Origin of the sequence: Croceicoccus bisphenolivorans (genome assembly GCF_001634625.1) — a bacterium.
Taxonomy (GTDB): domain Bacteria; phylum Pseudomonadota; class Alphaproteobacteria; order Sphingomonadales; family Sphingomonadaceae; genus Croceicoccus; species Croceicoccus bisphenolivorans.
In genome coordinates this window covers 157,732-181,412 of record NZ_LRSE01000005.1, presented here as the reverse complement: position 1 = coordinate 181,412, position 23,681 = coordinate 157,732, and the positions used below count along the sequence as shown (strand labels likewise).

23 protein-coding genes are annotated in these 23,681 nt (G+C 64.8%); 13 read left to right on the top strand and 10 right to left on the bottom strand.

Translation table 11 applies throughout. From position 1 onward, the window contains the following. Positions 1-3: 3 nt before the first annotated feature. The 4 genes from A7A77_RS07275 to ccmA all read right to left on the bottom strand — a co-directional run bounded on the left by A7A77_RS07275 (position 4) and on the right by ccmA (position 2,699). Complete coding sequence (locus A7A77_RS07275) at positions 4-348, bottom strand: hypothetical protein (RefSeq protein WP_066555802.1); 345 nt, start codon at positions 346-348, stop codon at positions 4-6. A 2-nt stretch (positions 349-350) separates the two neighbouring features. Beyond that, the gene (locus A7A77_RS07270) at positions 351-1,358 is read right to left on the bottom strand and encodes a cysteine synthase A (RefSeq protein ID WP_066555800.1); all 1,008 of its coding nucleotides are present in this window, start codon (positions 1,356-1,358) and stop codon (positions 351-353) included. Between the two features lie 83 nt (positions 1,359-1,441). Then, the gene (gene ccmB / locus A7A77_RS07265; RefSeq protein ID WP_066555799.1) at positions 1,442-2,092 is read right to left on the bottom strand and encodes a heme exporter protein CcmB; all 651 of its coding nucleotides are present in this window, start codon (positions 2,090-2,092) and stop codon (positions 1,442-1,444) included. 10 nt (positions 2,093-2,102) lie between these two features. Beyond that, positions 2,103-2,699 carry a heme ABC exporter ATP-binding protein CcmA gene (gene ccmA, locus A7A77_RS07260; RefSeq protein WP_066555798.1) on the bottom strand — a complete coding sequence of 199 codons (597 nt, stop codon included), beginning with the start codon at positions 2,697-2,699 and terminating at the stop codon, positions 2,103-2,105. 56 nt (positions 2,700-2,755) lie between these two features. On the opposite strand from ccmA, the gene A7A77_RS07255 reads away from it, so the two are divergent. Both A7A77_RS07255 and A7A77_RS07250 read left to right on the top strand, forming a co-directional pair. Then, positions 2,756-3,046, top strand: a complete 291-nt coding sequence (locus A7A77_RS07255) for a 4a-hydroxytetrahydrobiopterin dehydratase (protein WP_066555797.1) — start codon at positions 2,756-2,758, stop codon at positions 3,044-3,046. A 139-nt stretch (positions 3,047-3,185) separates the two neighbouring features. After that, positions 3,186-3,611, top strand: a complete 426-nt coding sequence (locus A7A77_RS07250) for a lyase (RefSeq protein WP_245638419.1) — start codon at positions 3,186-3,188, stop codon at positions 3,609-3,611. 127 nt (positions 3,612-3,738) lie between these two features. Here the strand turns inward: A7A77_RS07250 and A7A77_RS07245 are convergent, their stop codons facing one another. Further along, positions 3,739-4,365: a DNA-3-methyladenine glycosylase family protein gene (locus tag A7A77_RS07245; RefSeq protein WP_425388547.1), complete on the bottom strand. Its 627-nt coding sequence runs from the start codon at positions 4,363-4,365 to the stop codon at positions 3,739-3,741. 125 nt (positions 4,366-4,490) lie between these two features. Here A7A77_RS07245 and A7A77_RS07240 point away from each other — a divergent pair, with 125 nt between their 5' ends. Further along, positions 4,491-4,808, top strand: coding sequence for a 2Fe-2S iron-sulfur cluster-binding protein (locus tag A7A77_RS07240; RefSeq protein ID WP_066555795.1), 318 nt, complete (start codon positions 4,491-4,493; stop codon positions 4,806-4,808). 136 nt (positions 4,809-4,944) lie between these two features. On the opposite strand, the gene map is transcribed toward A7A77_RS07240, so the two are convergent. Both map and A7A77_RS07230 read right to left on the bottom strand, forming a co-directional pair. After that, positions 4,945-5,772, bottom strand: coding sequence for a type I methionyl aminopeptidase (gene map, locus A7A77_RS07235; protein WP_066555794.1), 828 nt, complete (start codon positions 5,770-5,772; stop codon positions 4,945-4,947). A gap of 52 nt (positions 5,773-5,824) precedes the next feature. Continuing rightward, complete coding sequence (locus A7A77_RS07230; protein ID WP_066555789.1) at positions 5,825-6,673, bottom strand: PdaC/SigV domain-containing protein; 849 nt, start codon at positions 6,671-6,673, stop codon at positions 5,825-5,827. Between the two features lie 31 nt (positions 6,674-6,704). Here A7A77_RS07230 and A7A77_RS07225 point away from each other — a divergent pair, with 31 nt between their 5' ends. From A7A77_RS07225 to A7A77_RS07215, 3 genes are all read left to right on the top strand, one after another. Beyond that, on the top strand, positions 6,705-8,105 hold the full coding sequence (locus A7A77_RS07225) for a leucyl aminopeptidase family protein (RefSeq protein WP_066555787.1): 1,401 nt from the start codon (positions 6,705-6,707) through the stop codon (positions 8,103-8,105). Positions 8,106-8,323: 218 nt separating this feature from the next. Further along, positions 8,324-9,673: a hypothetical protein gene (locus A7A77_RS07220; RefSeq protein ID WP_066555784.1), complete on the top strand. Its 1,350-nt coding sequence runs from the start codon at positions 8,324-8,326 to the stop codon at positions 9,671-9,673. 47 nt (positions 9,674-9,720) lie between these two features. Then, positions 9,721-10,107: a hypothetical protein gene (locus A7A77_RS07215; RefSeq protein ID WP_066555783.1), complete on the top strand. Its 387-nt coding sequence runs from the start codon at positions 9,721-9,723 to the stop codon at positions 10,105-10,107. 85 nt (positions 10,108-10,192) lie between these two features. Here A7A77_RS07215 and A7A77_RS07210 read toward each other — a convergent pair whose 3' ends face one another. Next, positions 10,193-10,663: an MEKHLA domain-containing protein gene (locus A7A77_RS07210; protein ID WP_066555777.1), complete on the bottom strand. Its 471-nt coding sequence runs from the start codon at positions 10,661-10,663 to the stop codon at positions 10,193-10,195. A 119-nt stretch (positions 10,664-10,782) separates the two neighbouring features. Between A7A77_RS07210 and A7A77_RS07205 the strand changes: the two genes are divergently transcribed. From A7A77_RS07205 to A7A77_RS07175, 7 genes are all read left to right on the top strand, one after another. Then, on the top strand, positions 10,783-11,124 hold the full coding sequence (locus A7A77_RS07205) for an SH3 domain-containing protein (protein WP_245638418.1): 342 nt from the start codon (positions 10,783-10,785) through the stop codon (positions 11,122-11,124). Next, positions 11,124-12,053: an N-acetyl-gamma-glutamyl-phosphate reductase gene (argC, locus tag A7A77_RS07200; RefSeq protein WP_066555775.1), complete on the top strand. Its 930-nt coding sequence runs from the start codon at positions 11,124-11,126 to the stop codon at positions 12,051-12,053. Before A7A77_RS07205 ends, argC begins: the two co-directional genes overlap by 1 nt. Positions 12,054-12,405: 352 nt before the next feature. Next, a complete protein-coding gene (locus A7A77_RS07195) occupies positions 12,406-12,744 on the top strand; it encodes a P-II family nitrogen regulator (RefSeq protein ID WP_066555774.1) in 339 nt (112 codons plus the stop codon). Between the two features lie 85 nt (positions 12,745-12,829). Continuing rightward, positions 12,830-14,239 (top strand): type I glutamate--ammonia ligase, encoded by a 1,410-nt coding sequence (gene glnA, locus A7A77_RS07190; RefSeq protein ID WP_066555772.1) that lies wholly within the window; start codon positions 12,830-12,832, stop codon positions 14,237-14,239. Between the two features lie 115 nt (positions 14,240-14,354). Continuing rightward, entirely contained in the window at positions 14,355-15,482 is a 1,128-nt protein-coding gene (locus A7A77_RS07185) for a patatin-like phospholipase family protein (RefSeq protein WP_066555769.1), read from the top strand. Positions 15,483-15,626: 144 nt separating this feature from the next. Beyond that, a complete protein-coding gene (locus A7A77_RS07180) occupies positions 15,627-16,664 on the top strand; it encodes a hypothetical protein (RefSeq protein WP_066556057.1) in 1,038 nt (345 codons plus the stop codon). 14 nt (positions 16,665-16,678) lie between these two features. Continuing rightward, the gene (locus A7A77_RS07175; RefSeq protein WP_172799858.1) at positions 16,679-17,233 is read left to right on the top strand and encodes a fasciclin domain-containing protein; all 555 of its coding nucleotides are present in this window, start codon (positions 16,679-16,681) and stop codon (positions 17,231-17,233) included. Positions 17,234-17,297: 64 nt separating this feature from the next. On the opposite strand, the gene A7A77_RS07170 is transcribed toward A7A77_RS07175, so the two are convergent. Continuing rightward, entirely contained in the window at positions 17,298-21,485 is a 4,188-nt protein-coding gene (locus tag A7A77_RS07170) for a translocation/assembly module TamB domain-containing protein (protein WP_066555764.1), read from the bottom strand. Next, positions 21,485-23,647, bottom strand: a complete 2,163-nt coding sequence (locus tag A7A77_RS07165) for an autotransporter assembly complex protein TamA (RefSeq protein WP_066555762.1) — start codon at positions 23,645-23,647, stop codon at positions 21,485-21,487. The genes A7A77_RS07170 and A7A77_RS07165 overlap by 1 nt, the downstream gene beginning before the upstream one ends. Between the last annotated feature and the right edge of the window lie 34 nt (positions 23,648-23,681).

The window sequence follows — 23,681 nt, the reverse complement described above, 5'->3', positions numbered from 1 at the left end:
AAATCACTCGCCCGCGGCCTCTTGCGCTTCGGGCGGCATCTGTTCGGCGGGAAGATCGGGGACGACAACTTGCGTTTCGCCCGGCAGTTCCGGCGCGACGCCGATGTCGACCAGCGGATCGTTCGCCGATTCCGTCTTCACCTCGGGCTTTGCCACCGCGGTGCCGGTATCGTCGGCATCGATCGTGCTCTGGATGACGGAGCTGGCGGTCGCCACGACGAACAGCACCGCCAGCAAGCCGCCGACGCCGACCTTCAGCCGCTGCATCGCTTCTGCCCGCGTGCCCATCAGGCCGGATGCTTTGAGGCCCGATGCGTTATCGGCGGGCGCTGCTTCCGGCGTGGCCATGATCAGTTGCCTTCCTTCAGCCAGGGAAAGACCGGCAGGCCCTTCTTCTCCAGCCATTCCGCGTTGTAGAGGCTGGACAGGTAACGGAAGCCGGTGTCGCACAGGATCGTGGCCACCCGCGCCGGACGGCCCAGCCGCTGCGTCAGTTCACGGCCCAGCAGCACCGCGCCAGCCACGTTGATGCCGCTGGACAGGCCAAGACACAGGCCTTCCTCTGCCAGCAGGCGGCGCACCCATTCGAGGCCTTCCTCATCCGAAATGCGGTACTGCGTGTCGACCGGCGCACCTTCCAGATTGGCGGTGATGCGGCCCTGGCCGATGCCCTCTGCCACCGAAGACCCTTCGGATTTCAGCTCGCCATGGGCGTAGTATTCGTAAAGCGCCGCGCCATAGGGATCGGACAGGGCGATGGTGACATCCTCGTCCTTCTCCTTCAGCCCCATGCCTACGCCCGCCAGCGTGCCGCCGGTGCCGACCGCACAGGTAAAGCCGTCGATGCGGCCCTCCATCTGCTCCCAGATTTCAGGCGCGGTGCTATCGATGTGCGCGCGGCGGTTGGCGATATTGTCGAACTGGTTGGCCCAGACCGCGTTCTCCGTCTCCTCCGCAATGCGGCGGCTGGTGTGGACGAAGTGGCCGGGGTTGGAAAACGGCGCAGCGGGGACGAGGACGAGCTCGGCGCCCAGTGCGCGCAGGGTGTCCATCTTCTCCCGGCTTTGCGTTTCCGGCATGACGATGACCGTCTTGTAACCCAGCGCGTTGGCGACCAGCGCGATGCCGATGCCCGTGTTTCCAGCCGTCCCTTCGACGATGGTGCCGCCGGGCTTCAGCACGCCGCGCTTTTCCGCGTCGCGCACGATCCACAGCGCCGCGCGGTCTTTCACCGAAGCGCCGGGGTTTGCGAACTCGCACTTGCCAAAGATGTCGCAGCCGGCAGCCGCACTGGGGCCGGCAAGGCGGACGAGCGGCGTATTGCCGATAAGCGAAAGGGTGTCGGATACGGTAATCATTGCGGGGCGAGAGGTAAGACGCCGAACCTGTCAGGGCAATGAAGAAAAGTTTGCGCGGGGGATGCCTGCCCCTATCCGCGCGCCTACTCTCGGGCTGCGCGCAGCGCCGCGCCCGCGGCAAAGGGGCTGAGCGCGACGAGCACGAGACTGGCCGCCCCCGTCAGCGCGATGCCGCCTTCGCCACCGGTCGACAGGCTGCCCGCGCCGAAGATCAGCAGCGGCACGGCCAGCGGCAGGATCAGCAATCCGGCCAGCGCCGCCCCGCCGCGCAGGCCCGCCGTTACCGCCGCAACCGCGACGCCGAGTGCCGCCAGCCCCGGCGTTCCCGCCAGCAGGCCCAGTTCCAGCGTCATCAACTGCGCGCCCGACAGGCCCAGCAGAACCGCCGCGATCGGCGTTGCCAGCATCAGCGGCACGGCAAAGGACAGCCAGTGGGCAAGGATGCGGATCGCGCAAGTCACCTCGTCTGCCATGCCGCGCAGGGCCAGCTGGTCGAAGACACCGGCTTCGAGATCCGGCTCTATCAGCCGGTCGAGCGGCAGGATCGCCGCCAGCAGCGCCGCGACCCACACGACGCCGCCGCCGGTGCGCGCCAGCAGTTTCGCATCCGGCCCCACGGCAAAGGGATAGAGCATGGCGACCGCAAGGAAGAACAGGATGGGCAACATGGCTCCGCCCCGCCGCCCGCCGCCCAGCAAGAGCGCAATGTCGCGTTTGAGGATCGCCCCGATCATGCTGCCCCGATCATGCTGCAAAGTCCGAAAGTTCGAGCCGCGCAAGGTTCGGAACGGCGACCGGCTGGTGCGATGCGAGCAGGCACAGGCCCCCGCCCGCGCAATGATCTGCAACCAAAGCCTCAACCGTGGCGACCGATGCCGTGTCGAGGCCGTTGAGCGGCTCGTCCAGCAGCCATACCGGCGCGTCCTGGGCGATGGCGCGGGCGAGCGCGGCGCGCTTCCTCTGCCCCGTCGACAGGAAGCGCACCGGCACGTCGAGCAGATCGCCCAGACCGACGGATTGCGCCACTTCGTCCAGCCGCGCGGGCGCAATGCCGTCCACCCGCCCCCAGAACGCCAGCGCCCGCCCCAGCGGCAGATGCGTGTCAAGCGCGGGGCGTTCGTCAAGCAGCGCCATCGCGCCTGCCTTGTGCACGGAACCTTCGAACGGACGCAGCAATCCGGCAAGGATGCGGATCAGGCTGGACTTGCCGATCCCGTTCGCGCCCGAAAGGTGCAGCGCCTCTCCCGCATCGACCGACAGCGACAGCCTGGCGAACAGCAGCCTGTCCCCACGGCGGCAGGCCAGGTTCTCGGCGCGCAGAAAGGGGGGGCTCGCGTTCATGCTTTCGCTGCCCTATGGGATCGCGAAGAATCTGCCAAGAGATGAGGAGAATACGCATGGTGCAACAGCTGACGGGAGACGTGCTTCACGGCTGCTTAGCGGATCTCGACGGCTGGGAACTGCGCGAGGACGGGCTGGCGATAGTTCGTACCTTCATGTTCGGCGATTTCAGCGAAGCCTTCGCCTTCATGACCCGCGTGGCGATTCTGGCGGAAAAAGCGGATCACCATCCCGAATGGTTCAACGTCTACAACCGCGTGGAGATCACGCTGACCACCCACGACGCGGGCGGCGTTTCGCAGCGCGACATCGATATGGCGCAGGCGATTGCGGGATTGGTGGGGTAAAGAGCCGCGGCTGGTTTTGACGCTTCGATGCCGCAAGCGGACTGACGGCTAACGACCGATTGCGGACTTTGCGGCAAATCGGCAAATTCACGGAATGAGTGAACTATACGAACCTACATCAGTCTTCCTACGATCGGTAATGGCCGAAGAGGTTCCGCTTACAGGCAGCAGTTTTGCCCGGGCAAATCTTCAACGTCTGATAGAGATGATGCGCGATGATGAACTATCTAATCGGGACTGGGCGACCATGTTGCTTGCTCAGCAAGAGATTGACACCCCTGAAGTGAGGGACGCACTGCTTCTGGCGGCATTGGACGAGAACAATGTCGTTAGGGCAGAAGCTTTGTTGGGCCTCGCCCAAAGAGATAAGCAACTCGCACTACCGTTGGTCAGGGCGGAACTAATGGGAGATATTGCTTGCATGCCGCTTTTCGAAGCAGCCGAAACAATTGCCGATCCCGCACTCGCGCCTGTTCTGAAAGCGTGGGTCGAACCGTCAGACGACAAATTTCTTGATCGCTGCGCGCTTGACGCCCTTACTGCGTGTCAGACGGGCAATATTTAGTTCTGATCAGCAGGCAACCAACATTGGCGAACGTCCGCTAGCCCCCCCTTTCCGCCATCGCACAAGAAAATTCCCGCATCTCCAACCGGCCGGACGCCCACGCCCGAAATGTCACCTCAATCGGGAGTCACAGCGCCGCGTTCTGGTAGTAGTGCCAGATGAACACCGCCGCCGCGCCGCGGTGCGGGCGCCAGCTTTCGGCAAGGGCGCGGGTTTCCTTTTCCGATGGTCTTTCAGTAAGGCCCAACAGCTTGCCCATGCCGACCTGCACGGCAAGGTCTCCGGCGGGCCAGATGTCTTCGCGCCCTTCGGCGAACAGCAGGTAGATTTCCGCCGACCAGCGCCCGATCCCCTTGATGCGGGTGAGCTGCTCGATCGCTTCCTCGTCATCGGCGGGCAGCGCGGCGAAATCAACTTCGCCTGCCGTAACCAGTTCGCATAGCGAGCGGGCATAGCCCTGCTTTTGCCGCGACAGGCCGCAGGCGCGAAGGGCATCGAATTCGGCGGCGAGGAGTTCCTCCGGCGGGATCGCATCGCCCAGCAATGCCTCCAGCTTGCGCCAGACCGAATCGGCGGCGGCGACGGAAACCTGCTGGCCCACGATGGTGCGCAGCATCGTGCGGTAGCCACGGTCGCGGATGCGTTCGGCGGGATAGCCGACCTTGTCCAGCGCGCGCGCAATCGCAGGTTCTTGCGCCGCGATCGCATCCAGCCCCGCCTCCAGCCTGTGTCGCGAAATTCCCACGCCGGACATCTCCTTTGCTGCAGCCCGCGCAGCATTCGCTTGCCAATCGGGCTTCAAACCACTAGCAGCCCCCGCGATGACCGGAAATGGCATTGCCGATATCCGGTAAAACAGGACAGGGAATTACGCTGCATATGCCGAAGCTGATCGTTGTGAACCGTGATGGCGCCGAAACGACCGTTGATGCCGATAGCGGCCTGTCGGTCATGGAAGCGATCCGCGACAACGGCTTCGACGAATTGCTGGCCCTGTGCGGCGGCTGTTGCTCTTGCGCGACCTGCCACGTTTATGTCGACCCCTCCTTCAAGGACAAGCTGCCTGAAGTGAGCGAGGACGAGGACGACCTGCTCGACAGTTCGGATCACCGCAACGAAAATTCGCGCCTTTCCTGCCAGCTCATGCTGAACGACGATCTGGAAGGGCTGAAGGTTACTATCGCGCCGGAAGACTGAGCGCGTTTACCGCATTCGGCGGCACTGGCCGCCGCTCGCGTTTGGAGAGGAGTAGCCCCGGTGCCGCGCAGCACCGGGGCACTTTCCGTTTTGGGCCCGCGATTTTCGAGGCCGGCAGAATCCTGCCCCCGCGCCCTCAGGCGTAGGGCGGACAGTCCAGCCCTGCCGGACTTTGCGTGAAGATCTCGCAGCCCGTCTCGGTAATGCCGATCGAATGTTCGAACTGGGCGGAAAGCGAACGATCGCGCGTCACGGCCGTCCAGCCATCTTCCAGCAGCTTCACCGACGGCTTGCCGAGGTTGATCATCGGCTCGATCGTGAAGAACATGCCGGGCTTCAGTTCGGGGCCGGTGCCGGGGCGTCCGGCATGGATCACTTCGGGCGCATCGTGGAACAGGCGGCCAAGGCCGTGGCCGCAGAAATCGCGCACCACGCCGTAACGATGCCCTTCGGCATGTTTCTGGATCGCGGCGCCGATATCGCCCAGCCGGTTGCCGGGTTTCGCCAGTTCGATGCCGATCATCAGGCATTCGTAAGTCACGTCGACCAACCGCTTCGCCTTCAACGGGGCATCGCCGACGATGAACATGCGGCTGGAATCGCCGTGCCACCCGTCCAGCAGCGGGGTCACGTCGATGTTGAGGATGTCGCCTTCCTTCAGCGCCTTCGGCCCAGGAATGCCGTGGCACACGACATGGTTGATCGAGATGCAGCACGAATGGGCATATCCGCGATAACCCATCGTGGCCGGAACCGCCCCGCCCTGCAGCGTGAGGCGGCGCACTTCGTCATCGATCTGCCCTGTGGTCACACCCGGGCGGATCAGCGGCACCATCGCATCAAGGATTTCTGCGGCAAGGCGCCCGGCCTTGCGCATACCTTCGAAAGCGGCGGGGCCGTGCAGCTTGATCGCGCCGTCGCGCGGCAGCATGTCGTGTTCGTCGACTACCATGTATTCGGTCATGCCTGACCATGTAGCGATTTACGCCCCGAAATGCGAGGGGCTGCAACCGATCCTAGGGCACATGGAATGCGCGGCGGTATTCCGGGCGCACGGCATCCAGCAGCGCGGGCGTGACCGGCAGGGTCACTTCATACGATCCTTCGGCATAAGGCCCCGCGTTGTAGGCGGGGATGAGGAAGCCGACACGATCGAACGCGCGATTTCGGGCGGAACCGACGATGATCGTCGAATTGGCGACGGGCGCGATGCAATCGTTGAACGGATCGCCGGTACGTTTGACCGGCCCGCCCCGCTTCCTCTGCCGGGCCTTGTCCAGTTCGTTGCAGAACGCGTCCTGCGTCGCGCTGTCGATCGCCTCGGCAGACCGGAACATGTCGATAGGCTTCACCGCCACGCCCTTCTCCCGATCCCAGACCAGCGCGTCGAAAACCGTGCCGCCGTGCGCGCCGCCGGTGTAGGAATAGACCGTCGCGGAAAGCGAAAGCCAGCGCGGCAGGTCTGCCACGATTTTCCATTCCTTGTCATAACCGCGGCTGCGGCAGGATACGCAATCGGCAGGCTCGCTACTCTGCGCCTCGTCCCACTCCGCCTTCCACTTCGCGTATTGCGCCTTTCGCTCCTCGTCAAAACGCTGCGCAAGCGGCGCGATGGCGGTGACTTTGGCGGGCCATGCATAGGTGAATTCGAAGCTGCCGGTGGCGCGGCTCTCTGTCACTTTCTGCTCGAAAGCCTTCGCTTCCCCTGTTTCCGGGGTGTCGCTTGATGCAGAGGCGGTCGCGGCAGGTTCTGTCGTCGCCGCTGCCGTGGCGTCTGGTCCGGCAGTTCCCGCCTCCGTTCCGCAGGCGCCGAGGAACAGGGCAAGGGCCCCGACCGTTAGAAGGGCACAAGATTTTCCTCGCAAAACCGATCTCCCGCAGGCTAACCACGTCACCATGAACGACAAAGATGCGCTGATCCAGCCGGATCGCGGACAGGACGCAATCCCCATCCACCTCGTCAACGGTGAGGGGTTCGAGAAATGGGCCAAGGGACTTTCGGCGCCGCAGCGTGCCGCGCTGGCGGGCCAGAAGTTTACCGGCAAGGGTTACCAGACCGCGATCGTGCCCGATGGCGACGGCTGGTTTGCCGCCGGCGGCGTGGCCGATCCTGCCGACTTGTCCAGCTGGTGCCTTGCCAAGCTGGCAGAGGTACTGCCCGCCGGAACATACCGGCTGGCCAAGGGGGAGCCGGGCCCCGCCCTGTTCGGCTGGCAGACCGCGCAATACCGCTTCGACCGGTACCGCGAGGAAAAGGACGGCGAAGGCGCGCGCATCCTCCTTACCAAGGATGTAGCCGCAATCAGACCCATAGTGGCGGAGGCGGACGCGGCGAACCTCGTGCGTACGCTGGTCAACACGCCGGCAGAGGACATGGGGCCGGAAAGCCTGGAGATAGAGGCATCGCACCTTGCCAAGGCGCATGGCGCGAAGCTGATGGTGACGCGCGGGGACGCTCTGGAAAAGGGCTATCCCATGATCCACGCCGTGGGCCGCGCCGCCGCGCGCAGCCACGCACCCCGCCTGATCGAAATCGAATGGGGCGCAGAAGACGCGCCGCGCGTCGCCATTGTCGGCAAGGGGGTCTGCTTCGATTCGGGCGGGCTGAACATCAAGCCCGGCAATTCGATGGCCCTGATGAAGAAGGACATGGGCGGCGCGGCCCATGCGCTGGCGCTGGCATCGCTGATCATGGAGCAGCGGCTGAAGGTGCGGCTGCACCTGCTGATCCCGGCGGTGGAGAATGCGGTATCGGGCAATTCCTTCCGCCCCGGCGACGTGCTGGCAACGCGTAAGGGCCTGACGGTGGAGAATACCAATACCGACGCCGAAGGGCGGCTGGTGCTGGGCGACGCCCTCACCAAGGCGAGCGAGGACGGCGCGGCGCTGATCATCGATTTCGCCACGCTGACGGGCGCGGCGCGCGTGGCGCTTGGCCCCGATCTTCCCGGCCTGTTTACGCGGACCGACGATACGGCGACCGATCTGCTGGAAGCGGGCGTCGCCAACGACGACCCCTGCTGGCGCCTGCCGCTGCACGATGGCTATCGCGAGATGCTGAAAAGCGACGTCGCCGACATGGTCAACGCGCCCAGCGGCGGATTCGCGGGGGCTACGACGGCGGCCTTGTTCCTCGATCGATTCGTGGGGACGCAGGACGATGGAACACCCATCGACTGGGCCCATTTCGATACGTTCGCATGGCGTCCGGCGGCCAAACCGGGCCGGCCCAAGGGCGGTGCGGCACTCGGCCTGCGCGCCGCATGGCACATGCTGAAAAAAAGATACGGCGGTTAATTCCGCCTTATCGCCTGCCCGGTGCGCAATACGATTTGCGCTACGCTGCGGCATTGCCTGGTTAACGGGTGTGCAGGGACTGTTACAGCACTGCGTATTTCAGTGAAAAGTGCAACTATTTCATATAGTTAATAATAGTATAATTGACGCCGGTCAAAGTCTGTCCGCGCCGCTCTCGCCTATCTCCACGTCGTCCCATTCAACGACAGGAGGTACAGATGGCGGCTGCTCCCAACGGCAAGTTTCACGAGGTCGGCATCGACGATCTCTTCTTCTCCACAACCGATTCCAAGGGCGTGATCGAACAGGCGAACCAGGTGTTCGTCGACATGGCCCGCACCCCGCGCGAAGGGCTGGTGGGCGAACCCCACAACATCATCCGCCACCCCGACATGCCGGGCGGCGCATTCCGCATCGTGTGGGAAACCATCGGCGCGCGCGAACCGGTCTGCGCCTATGTCCTGAACCTTGCCGGCGACGGATCGAGCTACTGGGCATTCGCCACGATCACCCCGCTTGAAGGCGGCTATATCTCCGTCCGCGCGCGCCCCTGCCATGCCCAGACACTGGATGTCGTGGCGCAGATCTACGCCCGCGTCCGCGAAATCGAACGTAAGACGATGGCCGAAGGCGGCAGCGCGGCACGTGCAGCGCGCGTGGGGCAGGATGCGATCCTGGAAGAACTGCGCAAGCTGGGTTACGACAGCTACGCCGCGTTCATGCAGGACGTGATGCCGGCCGAAGCCGCCGCCCGCGCCAGTGCCGGTGCGAAACTGCCGGTGCGCGATGGGGCAACCGGCTTCCAGCGCATACTGCTCGACAGTTCGACCGACATGGACCGGCGCGTGTCGCAGCTGGCAAGCGATCTCGGCTCTGCCGACGACCTTGCCGCCGATCTCGACGATCGGGTGAGCCGGACACTGGACAGCCTTGGCGCGCTGGAACAGGCGGTCCGCTCTGCCCGCGCGGTTGTCGACGCGCACGAAGACGATGCCCCGCTGGTGGCCAACGCCGCCCCCGCGCTGGAGGTGCAGTGCCACAAGGTTGCCGACACGATGCGCGGCGTGCTGGCCCATGTCGACCAGATGTGCGCGCTGCGCCATGCGCTGCGTTTCTCGGTCTGCATGGCCCAAATGCAGGCGGAAACCGTCTGCCGCTTCACCGCCGCCACCATCGACGGCAAGGAAGATGCGGCCACGTCGGCAGCGGCCAACGATTCGCTCGTCCGCTCGCTGGAAGCGGGGATCGGCGCCGTGCGCGGCAGCCTGATGCTGGACCGCGAGAAAGTCGGCGCGATGAGCGAGGAGATCGAGCGGGCCGAAGCAGACTTGCGCGTCACCAGCCTGCTGCTCGGCCGCTGGCGTTCCCTGATCGAGAAGTACGGGCTGGCCGAACAGATGGCCGATGCCCTGCCCATGCTGGACGATGCGCTGGCCAAGCTCTCGGCCAATCTGGCGGGCCTGCATGAAAGCGCCGGTCGCTTCAATTCCAGTGTCGTCGCCTTCGATGCCGACGGGCTGGAACAGCGCCTGCACGACATCCAGTCGCAGAACGCGGCACTGGCCTGATCGCCAACCCCCTTTCGATACCCACACCAATACAAGGAATCCGGAAAATGCTCGCCAATCGTCAAGTCCCTTTCCAGGAAAAGCTGGAGGAATGCCTTGAGATCAACGGAGCCATGGCCGCCGCCATCGTCGATGGTGCCAGCGGCATGGCCGTCGCGACCGTCGGCGATCTGGGCAAGTGCGACATCGACCTTGCCGCTGCCGGCAACAACGAGGTGATGCGCGCCGAACTGAAGCTGCTCAAGCTGCTCAAGCTCGACGACGGGGTGGAGGACATGCTGATCTCGCTCGGCGACTGGTACGAACTGATCCGCCCGATGACCGACAAGACCGGCGAAGGGCTGTTCGTCTACATGGCGCTCGACCGCAAGAAGGCGAACCTGGCGCTGGCCCGCATCAAGCTGCGCGACGTGGAACAGGCGCTTTCGATCTGATCACTGCGCTCATGCCGCGGAGCGACCGCCGGCATCGTCCCACGCGAGGATACCGGGTCGCTCCGTTACCGCGCCTGCCGAACGCCTAGAGGTCGGTCCAGCGCGAGAACACCGCTGCCTGTCCGTGCCGTTCGCCATGTTCGTCGATCATGTTCCACACCGTCGCCTGCTCTATGCGAAAGCGCTGGCCGGTCGCGGCGATGCGCACTCCGGCGTAATCGTCGATGTATCCGTCCGCATCCACCCGCCTGAACAATGCCTCGCGCTCGCTCCGTTCCGGCATTTCGGCCGAAAGGCGCGACGGCATCGCGACGATCGCCTTTCCCGTCAGCACAAAACGGTCCAGCGCCATGCGGTTGGCATAGAAGAACACCGGATCGTCCTCCGTCCCGTGGGCAAGGACCACGGCGGGCAGGTTCCACAACGCATGCGCCATATCCCCCTGAAACGGCACGAGTTCCCTCCCCGTCAGCCGCGCAAAGCTTTCCGCGACAAGGGCGATGCGCCGCGCGCCTGCATGATGTTCGATCAATTGCCTGTCGGCATCGCGATCCATCTTCCCGCGCACTCCTTCACCATTTCTGCACGACAGTGTGCGACCATCTCCGCCTTGCCTACCGCTTCCGCGCGGTTTAAGCGCGCGGCTCCCTAACAGACAAGAATGCCCGGACAGCCTTGACCAGCCCAGACCAGACACCTTCGGAAACCGCAAGCTTCGCCCTGTCCGGGCCGTCGCGCCATGCGCGCGATGCCTATCTGCCCGTGCGTGGCGATCTTGCGCATATTCGGCTGGCCGGATCGGTTTTCGTGCCGCACTACGCCGTGCCGATGCCGCACAGGCTGACCGGCGATGCCACGCTGCTGGGCGCGGCGCGCGCGGATGCCGCCGTGCTTGATCAGGTGGCTGCGGGCACGGGTTTCGACGTGCTCGACATCGCGGGCGAATGGGCCTGGGGCATCGTGGGCGGCGACGGCATTGTCGGCTACCTGCCGCTGGGCTTGCTGGAGACGATCTGATGGCGGCAAGTGTATTTATCGACGGTGCGGCAGGCACCACCGGAATCGAGATTGCCGAGCGGCTGGCAAGCCGCAGCGAATTCACCGTGATCGCGCTGACCGATGACCGGCGCAAGGACGATGCCGCGCGGGCAGAAGCGCTGAACGATGCCGATTTCGCGATCCTGTGCCTTCCGGACGATGCGGCGATCGCGGCGGTCGGCATGATCCGCAACGATCGCACCCGCGTTATCGATGCGTCGACCGCGCACCGCGTGGCTGATAGCTGGACATACGGCTTTCCCGAACTCGTCGGCACCGACACGGTTGCTGCCGCGCGGTTCGTTGCCAATCCCGGCTGCTATCCCACCGGCTTTCTTGCGCTCGTCGCACCGCTGGTGCGCGCCGGGTTGATCCCGACCGACTGGCCCTATGGCTGCCATGCCGTGTCCGGCTATTCCGGCGGGGGCAAGGCGATGATCGCGCAGTACGAAAATGGCGAGCCGGCGCCCGCTTTCCGCGCCTATGGCCTGCATGGCGGGCACAAGCACCTACCGGAAATGAAGGCCCATGCCGGATTGCTGCGCGAACCGCTGTTCTCGCCCGCCGTCGTGCCCGCGTTTCGCGGCATGGTGGTCGAAGTGGCCCTGCCCGCGTCCGCCTATCTCGGCAGCGATGCCGATGCCCTGCGCGACACGCTGGCGCAGTTCTACGCCGGCAGTCCGATCGTCACGGTAAAACCGGCCGATCCGGACATGAACCAGTTGCTGCTTCCCGAAACGATGGAGCCGTGGGACGGCATCGACCTTCACGTCTTTGCCGGCAAGCGCGGCGAACAGGCGCGCCTGATCGCGGTGCTGGACAACCTGGGCAAGGGAGCGAGCGGCGCGGCACTGCAGAATCTGAACGTGATGGCGGGCCTTCCGGGGGAAACCGGACTGCGGCTCTGACTGTCCAGTTTCGCCGGGCCGATTTACTGCCTGAAAATTAGGCACCGCCTCTATTTTAGGCAAAAGTTGCCCGATCGGATTCCAGTACGGTCCAATCGTTTCGCAATTGCGGCAAATCGCGCAGCAAAAACGTCTCCCCCGGCCCGCAAACCCCTTTCGCGGGCCGGTTCCATGTCCTAGGTTGCATCGCACGCAAGAGATGGCACGATTCTTGTTTCGGGCATGGATGCGCGGTTGCATCCACCTGCGAAAGGGTGCCGCCGCTCATGCCGGGAAGGACAGGGTCCCGGCATGATGACAATGCCGGAACGTAACTGGCCGAACGTAACACGGGGGCACAAGAAGTACTGACGTGAAGAAGATCGAAGCGATCATCAAGCCCTTCAAGCTCGACGAGGTGAAGGAAGCGCTGCACGAAGTGGGCGTGACCGGCATCACCGTAACAGAGGCGAAGGGCTTCGGCCGACAAAAGGGCCACACCGAACTCTATCGCGGCGCCGAATACGTCGTGGACTTCCTGCCCAAGGTGAAGCTGGAAGTGATCGTCACCGCCGACATGGCCGAACGCGTGATCGAGGCGATCGCCGGCGCCGCGCAGACGGGCCGCATCGGTGACGGCAAGATCTTCGTCTCCCCGATCGAGACGGCAGTCCGCATCCGCACCGGCGAACGCGACGCCGACGCGGTCTGAACCATCTTCGGGGACGGGTTCCCGCCCCCATTCACATTGCCATCCCCCGGCACGGGCCGGGAACATCAAGTCGAAAGGGATGAAAATGGCCTCTGCAAAGGACATCCTCAAAAGGATCAAGGACGAAGAGATCGAATGGGTCGATCTCCGCTTCACGGACCCCAAGGGCAAGTGGCAGCACCTCCAGATGCTCGCCGCCCCGCTTGGCGAGGACGAGCTGGAGCAGGGCCTGATGTTCGACGGTTCGTCGATCGAAGGCTGGAAGGCCATCAACGAATCGGACATGATCCTGAAGCCCGACCTTGACGCGGCCTACATCGATCCGTTCTCGGCAACGCCGATGATGGTCCTGTTCTGCGACATCGTCGAACCGTCGACCGGGGAACTCTACTCGCGCGATCCGCGTTCGACCGCGAAGCGCGCAGAGGAATACCTGAAGACGACCGGCCTTGGCGACACCGTCTATGTCGGCCCGGAACCGGAATTCTTCATGTTCGACGACGTGAAGTTCTACGACGGCTACGACGGTTCGGGCTTCCGCATCGACGACATCGAACTGCCCGGCAACACGAACAAGGAATACGAAGGCGGCAACCTCGGTCACCGTCCGCGCGCCAAGGGCGGCTACTTCCCCGTTCCGCCGGTCGACAGCTGCATGGACATCCGCGGCGAAATGGTCTCGACGCTGGTCGAAATGGGCCTGCCGATGGACAAGCACCACCACGAAGTGGCCGCTGCCCAGCACGAACTTGGCATCACCTTCGGCACGCTGACCACCACGGCCGACCGCGTGCAGATCTACAAGTACGTCGTGCAGATGGTCGCCCAGGCCTATGGCAAGACCGCGACCTTCATGCCGAAGCCGATCCGCATGGACAACGGTTCGGGCATGCACACGCACATGTCGATCTGGAACAAGGGCAAGAACACGTTCGCGGGCAACGGCTATGCCGGCCTGTCGGACACCTGCCTTTACTACATCGGCGGTGTCATCAAGCACGCCAAGTCGATCAACGCTTTCTCGAACCCGACGACGAACAGCTACAAGCGCCTCGTCCCCGGCTTCGAAGCGCCGGTCCTGCTGGCCTACTCGGCCCGCAACCGTTCGGCATCGTGCCGCATTCCGTACGGTGCCGGCGAAAAGGCGAAGCGCGTCGAATTCCGCTTCCCCGATCCGCTGGCAAACCCGTACCTCGCCGCGGCAGCGCTGCTGATGGCCGGTATCGACGGGATCAAGAACAAGATCCACCCCGGCGACGCGATGGACAAGAACCTCTACGACCTTCCGCCGGAAGAGCTCGCCGAAGTTCCCACCGTCTGCGGCTCGCTGCGTGAGGCTCTGGAATCACTGACCGCGGACCACGACTACCTGCTGGAAGGCGGCGTGTTCACCAAGGACCAGATCGACGCCTACATCGAACTGAAGTGGGAAGAAGTCTATCGCTTCGAACAGACGCCGAGCCCGGTCGAGTACGACATGTACTACTCGTCCTGATCCCCCGGGTCAGTCCAGATACGAAAGGGGCGTCCGGGAAACCGGGCGCCCTTTTTCATGGCCCTTACGATCATGACGTTGTTGCATTGCAACATAAACGGGCCATATTGCGGTGATGGCGACCGGCAAGCCCCTGCCCGCGGATGAAAGCACCGTCCTTGTCCTGCAGGGCGGTGGCGCGCTCGGTTCCTATCAGGCCGGTGTTTACGAGGCGCTGGCGGAAGAAGGCACAGCCCCCGGCTGGGTGGCGGGTATATCGATCGGCGCGATCAACGCCGCGATCATCGCCGGCAACCCGCCCGAACGCCGCATCGAACGCCTGCGCGCCTTCTGGGATCTGGCTTCATCGCGCCTGACCATCCCGTCCCCCACGCGGGAGGGCGAGCCGAGGCGCTGGTTCAACGAGATGTCGGCGGCGCTTGTCGCGGCGGTCGGCATTCCGGGTTTCTTCGAACCGCGCCTGATCCCGCCGGGGATCTTCTGGCCCGACGATCCCGCCGCGATCAGCTTCTACGACACGGCGCCTTTACGCCAGACGCTGCTCGACCTCGTCGATTTCGACCTGATCAACGACAGGCGCGGCGTGCGGCTGAGTGTCGGCGCGGTAAACGTCCTGTCCGGCAACTTCGTCTATTTCGACAGCCGCGAACGCACGATCGGGCCGGAGCATATCATGGCCAGCGGCGCGCTGCCGCCCGGCTTTCCGCCCGTGTTCATCGACGGGGAGCCATATTGGGACGGCGGGCTCGTTTCCAACACGCCGCTGCAATACGTGCTCGACACCAGCCCCGATGGCGGGTTGACCATATTCCAGGTCGACCTGTTCAGCGCGCGCGGACGCATGCCGCTGACCCTTCCTGATGCGCTGCAACGGGAAAAGGACATCCGCTATTCCAGCCGCACGCGCCTCAACACCGATCTCAACAAGCAGATGGAGAAGCTGCGCGATGCGGCGAAGCGGATCTGCGAAAAACTACCGGACGAAATGAAGGACGATCCCGACGTCCGGATGCTGGCCGACCTGCCTTCGCACGGTGGCGTTTCGATCATGCATCTCATCAATCGCGGCGAGCTGAACGAGAGCCATTCGAAAGACTACGAATTCTCCCGCTATACCATCAACGAACACTGGGCCGACGGGCACCGCGATGCGCACCATTCGCTGGCGCATGACCGATGGAAGCGCCGCAATCGCAAGGCGCGAGGCATCGTGACGTTCGACCTGACCGGCACCATTTCCTGATCGCCTGAACCCGACCTAAACCGCCCGTTCAGCGAGACCGGACAGTCTTGCCGATTGCTCCGCCTGTCGCTGCGCCTGATCCGATCTGTCGCCATTACGGAACGTAGCGCCGCCTTTGCCGTTGAGCGCAAAAGGAGAATCGAGATGCGCAATATTGTTATGGGCGTTGCGGCCATTGCGCTGGCCGCGGGCGGTGCCTACGCCCAACCCGGAAATGGCAATGGGAACGGCAACGGAAAGGGTAACGGCAATGCCGCTGCCTCTTCCAGCCAGGGCGGCGGCAATGGAGCCAAGAATGCCGATCGCGGTAACGGCGGCGGCAACGGCAATGCCATGCGCGGCAATGGTAACGGAAACGGCAATGCCAAGGTTGCCCAGAACAACGGCAACGCCAAGTCCGATAATCGCGGGTCCGACAATCGCGGCAATGGCAATGCCAAGCCGATGAAAGCGACCGGCAATGGAAACGGCAACGGCAACAGGGCCGATGTCGTGAAAGTGCGCGACATGAGCCCCGGCAATTCGGGCAAGGCGAACGGCAACATGCGCGATGGCCGCGATGTCGTGAACCTGTTCCGTTATGACAGCCGCGATTCGCGCGCTCGCGATTACGGGCTGATCGATGGCTGCCCTCCGGGCCTTGCCAAGAAGCAGAACGGCTGCAACCCGCCCGGCCTCGTGAAGCGGGACTACTACGGTTATGACCGCAGCAGCTGGTGGGGCCTGCCCGGCCTGATCGACGGGCGCTATCGCTATTACGACAACAATCTCGTCCGCCTGTCTCCGGCGGGGGCCATTCTCGGCTACTATCCACTGCTGGGCGGTGCGCTTTCGGCCGGCAACGTCTGGCCGTCGTGGTACGATTACGAGCCGGTGCCCGGCTATTACGAGAGCTACTACGGCCTCGGCCCGGCGGGCAGCTACCGCTATGCCGACAACGTGCTTTACCGCGTCGATCCCGACACTGCGGCGATCACGTCTATCGCCGCGCTGCTGACCGGCGACACGATCACGGTCGGCCAGCCGATGCCGATGGGCTACAGCGTCTATAACGTGCCTTACGGCTATCGCGACCGCTACGTCGACGGGCCGGACGCCTATTACCGCTACAGCGACGGCTACGTCTATCAGGTCGACCCGACGACGCAGCTGGTTGCTGCCGCGATCGAACTGCTGCTGTGATGAAAGGGACGATAATGACGAACCTCGCGAACAAACGCGGCTCGCTGATGCTGGCCGCCTCGCTCGCCTTCGCACTGCCGCTGGCGGCCTGCTCCGGCAGCGAAGAGGCCGCGACCGGCGAAACGGTCAGCAACGACACGCTGGCCAGCGAACTGGCCGATGCCGGATCGCTTTCCACCGTCAGTTCCGCACTGAACGATACCGGCCTTGCGCAAGTCTTTGACGGCAGCGCCAGCTATACCCTGCTGGCGCCGACCGACGATGCCTTTGCCGCCATTGCGGATCAGAAGCTGGCCGATCCGGAGAACCGGGCGCTGCTGGCCGAAGTGCTGCGCGATCATGTCCTGCCCGGCGCCTTCAGCGAAAGCGACATCGCCAAGGCGATCGAGGCAAGCGGCGGCCCTGTCGAAATGACGACGATGGGCGACACGACCGTCACGTTCAGCATGGAAGGCGAAACGCTTACCGTAACCGGAGAGGACGGTAACAGCGCGCACGTTTCGGCTCAGCCGGTGCTGGCCACGAACGGCGCGGCCATGCCGATCGACGCGGTCTTGCGCAAACCCTGACACCCGCGCATTCCAGCGCAACGCAACACGAAACGCCGGCCAGCAATTGGCCGGCGTTTTCGCATCAGTAATCCTTGCTGATCTCCGCCTCCAACGCGTTGTTGCCCAGCGAGGAAACCGTCGCCAGCAACGAGAGCCACGCAGTCACGCGGTATTCCAGCTCGGTCGCGCTATAGCCCTGCCCGTCGGTGACGAGTTCGACATAGAGGTCGCGGCCAAGGTATTCGCCCACCGCGACACTGGTTCCACGGCCCAGTGCCTCGTCCGCGCCGACAACGCGCAGCCGGTCCAGCCCGATGGCACCGCGCAGCTTGTTGATCGGGTCCAGCCCGCCGCCCCCGCCGCCTCGCATGGAGGCAAGCGCCGCGCCAAGCTGCAATGCTTCGGGCGCGGAGATATTGGCGATGGAATCCCCGAACAGCAGGCGCGACAGCACTTCCTCTTCGGGCAGGGCAGGGATCGAGCTGAACGCGATCTGCGGCGCAAGGGCCGTGCCGGTGATGGAAATGCGCGCGTTGATGTCGCTGATGTCGGCCTCTGCCACCACATCCAGACGCGGCGCGGGCGGGTTCTCGCCCGAAAAGCGGATACGCCCGCGCGTCAGTTCGAAACGCTTGCCCGCAAATTCGTAACCACCGCGCACGAGGTTCGCTTCCCCGATGATGCGCGGCGCATCGGTATTGCCGCGCAGCTGGACATCGGCGCTCCATTCGCTGTCGAGGCCCATACCGGTGACGGTGAAGCGGTTGTTCGCCTGCACGTCGATCAGATAGCGCCACGGCTTGCTGGCGACGGCACGCTCCTCCCGGTCGGCAGGGGTATTGATCTCGCGCTTGGCGATATTGGGCAGCATCGCCACCGCGTCGGCATTGCCCAGCTTCCACCGTCCACTGACGACATCGAGCCGCCCGGCCAGCGTGCCTTCGTTGTTCTTCGCCACCACCCGCAGCGGGCCGGTCACCGTCGCGGCCATGTCGTCGCGGTCCAGCAATCGCGCATTGCGCGCGGCGATGCGGATATCCATGCCGACACCGCTGGTGACGATGTCGGACAGGTCGATCGACCCACTGCCCGATACGGTTCCGCCGTTCTTCGCCGTGCCGGCAAAGCGCGATATGCGCAGGACCGATCCGTCGAAACTGCCCCGCGCATCCAGACCGGTAATGTCGGTGCCGGTCAGCGTCGATTGCAGGCGCAAGTCGCTGGCCTTCATCGTGCCGCGCACGACGGGGTTGTCCAGCGTACCGCGCACGTCGCCCGCGATCTCGATCGGGCCGGTCAGGTCGAACACCTCTATCGCGGCAAGCCGCCACAGCGCATCGGCAGGGCCGGCATAGCGCATCTGGCCATCAAGATCGCCGACACGCAGCCTGTCGATCAGCGCGCCGCGCGCGGGCAGACCGGAAATGCGCGCCTGCATCCGCCCGTTGCTCTTGCCATCGTCCTTGAACACGGCGCGGGCCTGCAGATCGCTCGCCCCCAGTTCGGCCACAAGCGCGATGTCGACCGGACGCGAAGTCAGGACAAGGCCCGAACGGGTCAGATCGTCGAACTTCAGCGTCGCCTTGCCCGTCGCCAGCGTGCCGGGCGTATCGGCATATTCGACAATGCCTGAAACCGTGCCGCCCAACCCCAGATCCGGCATGAAGAGATCGGCAACCTCCAGCGGCATCTTCGCCACTTTCACCGTCATCGCCGTGGCGTCGCCATAGCGGCCCTCCGCCTGTATCGCGCCGCCTGCAAACCCGATCTGGCTGCGTTGCAGCACCCAGTCGTCGCCATCCTTCGTCAGCACCGCGCGGCGCGGCATGGCGATGCGTTCACCGGCATAGCGGCCGCGCGCGCCGACGGAGATGCGATCGGGCGCGATATCGCCGACCAGCCGAAGGTTGAAGCGCGCCGTGCGCCGGCCGGCAATCTGCGCGCTGAAGCTGCCCGCCCCGTCCTTCATCTGCCCTTCGGCGGCAAGCCGCCCGATGAAAAGGTTGCCACGTGAAATGCCCTGCGCATTGACCGCAGCCTCTATCGTGCCGCCTTCGCCAAGGGTGCCGTTGGCAACGAGGTGGCCGATGCGCACGGTGATCGGTGTCGGCCCGTCGAAACGGGCGTTGCGCAAGATGACGTCGGCCGCGATCCCCTGCCCCGCCGGTGTCGGCGTCAGGTCGATGTTACCTTCGACGCCCCCGCCTGTCAGCGCCAGCGAACCGGCCGCGCCGCCGTCCTGCAGTTCGAGAGTGCCCGCAAGCTGCGTGTCGGATATCGTCAGCCGCTCTATATCGATGCGGGTCGGGCCATCTGCAGGCATGACGAGGAACAGTTCGCCATCGAAGGGGCCAAGCGTGCTGTCACCCTCCGTCACGATGGCGAAACCGTCGCCCGTCGGGTCCACGGCGACGCGCACGTCGGCAAGGCCCGCGGCGGGATAGGGATTGGCAAAGACGAGCACCGCGTGCGGCCCCGCGCCATCGATCGTGCTGTCGACGGTGAAGGGGCCATAGTCCGCCTGCTCGCCCCGCCCGGTCAGCTTTACCGTGCCGTCAAGCGCGCGGCTGCCCGATACGTTCATCCGCAGGTTGCGCGAAGTAACGCGCGCACTGCGCACGAGCACGGGGGCATTGCCCGCCGTTTGGACATCCGCCGTGACCGCAATGGCGGGGCCGGCAATATTGGCGAGCGTCGCATTCGTCACGCGCGCAATCTTTCCGTCGACGCGGGCATCCACACTCCACCCCTGCGGCCCGCCGATCACGGCGCTGACATCGGCGCGGGCGTTCGCACTGCCCAGCCCTTCGAGCGGCAGGTTCTGCATCGCAACCGGCCCGTTCAGCGCATAGCGCCCTGCCGAAACGTCGCCATCCAGCGTCATTCGCGCATCGATCCCCGGTGCGGCAAGGACAAGATCCTGCGACTGTACGCGGCCAGCGCCGTAAACGACGGTTCCGGTCAGTGCCGCTCCGGCAAGCCGCGGGTCCAGCAACGCCACGCCGGTATCGATCCGCTGCGCCTTCACGCCAAGCGGCAGGACGAGCTTCGCACCGTCCCAGCTTGCCTCTCCTTTCGCGTCGAGACCGTCGATCGCGGCGCTTCCCGCAGCGATCCGCGCGGCCCTGACATGGTAGCTGATGTCCAGTTCGCCCAGCGGCCCGTCCAGATCGAGATCCGCGACCAGCCCGTCGGTTTCCACACCAAGCAGCCCCGGATCGGTGACCCGCGTGCGCAGGGACAGCCCGTCCACTTCGTTGCCCGCCAGATCGACGATCCCGTCCGCCGCCAGCCACGCACCGCGCCCGACAAGGATCGCCTTGCCGTCGAAAACGCTGCTGTCGAACGTGGTGGTCAGCTTCACCGACAGCGCATCGCCCACCGCCTGCGCGGGAATGCCGGTCAGCACGTCGCCGGGAAACACCTGCCCCAGCGCGCCATAGACATCGCCCTGTTTGGACAGGCGCATCGCGGCAAAATTCTCGCCGCCCTTGGTGACAAGCAGGCCACCTTTCCAGTCACGCCATGTCCCGTCACCCCTGATCAGGGCGGAAATGTCATCTTCTGCCCCGACCATGCCCGCCAGCAGCCCGCCCGCCGGCGCGCTGTAACGGAATGTCAGGTCAAGGATGTCCTTCCTTTCCGATGCGTCGAGATTGACGAACAGCTCGTCCTTGCCGCCCAGTTCGCTGACGAGGTTGAGCTTGGCCCGCCCCTTCGCGATATCGACGCTCGCCTTCAGGTTCACCGTGCGGCCGATACCGGCCACGGCCTCGTCCACGTACAGCCGGTCAAGCTCGAACCGGTCCACCCGAATGGGAAAATCGGGCAGCAGCGGCGCATCGGGATCGCCGGGCTCAAGTTCCGGCAAGCGCAGCAATGTCCCGCGCCGCGCGACCAGTTTACGCACGTCAAGGCCGCTGGTGAACCAGTGCAGCGGGCGCCAGTCCAGCTCCGCCTCCGGCACGGTGAGGAACTTTCCCTGTGGGTCATAGAATTCGACATCGCGCAGCGTAGCGCGCGACAGGACCGAACCCTCTATCCGCCCGACCTTGATGCGCAGGCCCGATGCCGGTGCATAGGAAGCAAGGCTGTTCACGATGAAGCGGTGGCCGATCGGACTATCGATCAGCAGCGCGCCAGCGCCTGCCAGCAGGATGATGCCCAGAACGAAAGCGGCGAAGCGGCGGCGCCAGTACTTGCCCCAGTCGCGCTTCGCTGGCGCGGGCGCGTCTTCACCGGCAGGTTCGATGATGTCCTCTTCCGCCATCAGAACGCCTGACCCAGCGCGACGTAGACGGCGATGCGGTTGTCACCCGGGCGGCGGTTGATCGGCGTGGCCAGATCGACGCGCAGCGGGCCGAAATTGGTGTGATACCGGATGCCGACGCCCGCACCGAACTGCAGATCGCGCAGGCGCGGCGTTGTCGTCGTATCGACCGCGCCCGCATCGATGAACGGCACGAAGGACAAGGCGCCGTCGAACATGCCGGTCCTGACCCGCGCTTCAAGCGAGAATTCGGACAGCGAGCGCCCGCCGGTCGGATCGCCCAGATCGTCCTTCGGCCCGATATCCTGATAGCCGTAGCCGCGTACCGAACCGCCGCCGCCCGCGAACAAACGCCGCGAAGGCGCGATATGGTCGAGGGCGGTGCCCTGGATCGTGCCGATCTTGGCACGCGCGGCGATCACCACGCTTTCGCCGAACGGCTTGTAATAACGCCCTTCCAGTGTCGCGCGACCATAAGTCGATTGCGTGCCGTTGTTCGTGGAGATTTCCGGCGACACCCACGCCTCCAGCCGCCAGCCTTCCGTCGGGTCGAGCAGGCTGTCGCTCTGGTCCAGAGTGACCGACGCGGGCACGGCGGCGACAAGGAACGTCTCGCGCGGGCCGGTCTCTCCATCCAGCGTGCCTTCGCGTTCCTGCGTGGCAACGAGTTCTAGGCCGACCGACCACGCAATCTCTTTCTGGAAGATCAGCGTTGAAAGCCGTTCATATTTGGCGATCGCCGACAGCGTGCGCGCTTCATAGGCATCGCGGTCGATCGTATTGGCGAACACGTCCAGCGAGATGGCCTTGTCGCGCCCGTGCCAGTTGTTGCGGCGCAAGGTCGCGCCGACCAGCTGTTCCTGCGTTCCCACGATACCGCGCACGCGCAGCATCCCTTCGGGCGGGAAGAAGTTGCGATGTTCCCAGCTGACTTCGGTGCGGTATCCGTCCGTCGTCGAATAACCCAATGATCCGGCGATCGTGCGCAGCGGCGCTTCGGTCAGGTCGACATCCAGCGCCACCGTGCCGGGCTGGCCTTCTGTTGGTGCCTCCACTTCGCGCGGCTGGATCGACAGGGTGGAGATGAGGCCGGTGGCAAGGATTGCGCGGCGCAGATCCTCCACATCGCTTTCCTTGTAGATATCGCCCGCGTCGAAGCGCGCGATTTCGCCAAGGTGCTTGCCCGACAGGAACTTCGGCTTGGAACTGACCACTTGCCCGAAACGGTACTTGCCGCCCGGCGCGACAGGGATGGTCAGGTCCGCCTCGTCCCGCGCGTGATCGACCAGCAGATCGGGCGCGCCGACTTCGGCAAAGGCATAGCCGTTTTCACCGAGTGCAACGTCCAGATCGAGCCGCTCGAAAACGATCGCATCCTCGTTCACCGGGTCGCCGCTCTTGATGCCGAACGCCTCGCGCAGCAGCGGATAGTCCGCCCCCGTCGTCTCCAGCGTGGCAAGATCGATCGCGCCAAAGGCATAGCGCGGGCCGGGATCGATGGAGAAGACGAAGCGCGCGTCGCCGGGCTTCACCTCTCCGTCCTCGCCCGAACCGCGCCCTGCGGCAGGCGTGCGCACACGCTGCGTTACGTCCGCATCGTAGTAGCCATAGACCGACAGCAGCGTTTCCAGCAGCTCCTGATCCGCCCGCGCGCGATTGCCCAGCTGGGCTAGGTTGTCGTCGCTATCGGCAAGGTTGACGAGGTCGGACAAGTCGCGGAACCGCTGCCGGAATTCGCCGATCTGTTCGAACTCGGCAAATTCGGGCGGGAAGCGCAACTCGATCCGCTTGGTGATGTCGACGCTTTCCTGCCCGTTTCCGCCACGTTCCTCACGCGCCATTTCGGGCAGGGCGATGTCCTGTGCCGGGCGACCGGCCTCCCGCGACAGCGCTTCGGCCAGTGCGGGGTCTTCCTCCAGCGGTTCGAAGGCGACGTCGATTTCCTCGTCCGGCCAGTCGAGCGTGAAGGCGCCATTGTCGGCCAGTGGTGTTTCGGGATCGGGGCCGCCATCCTCGGGCGTGCGCGCCGCTTCGGTATCCACGGCCCAGCTTTCCGGATCGGCGATGGCCGAATCGGGAATCAGGTCCTCCAGCTCCGCATCGGCGTCCAGCGACTGGGCACTGGCCAGCGATGGCGCAAGCGCCGACAGGGCAAGTGCCATCGCCCCGCAAAGCAGGGCGGCACGGCGCGGGAAA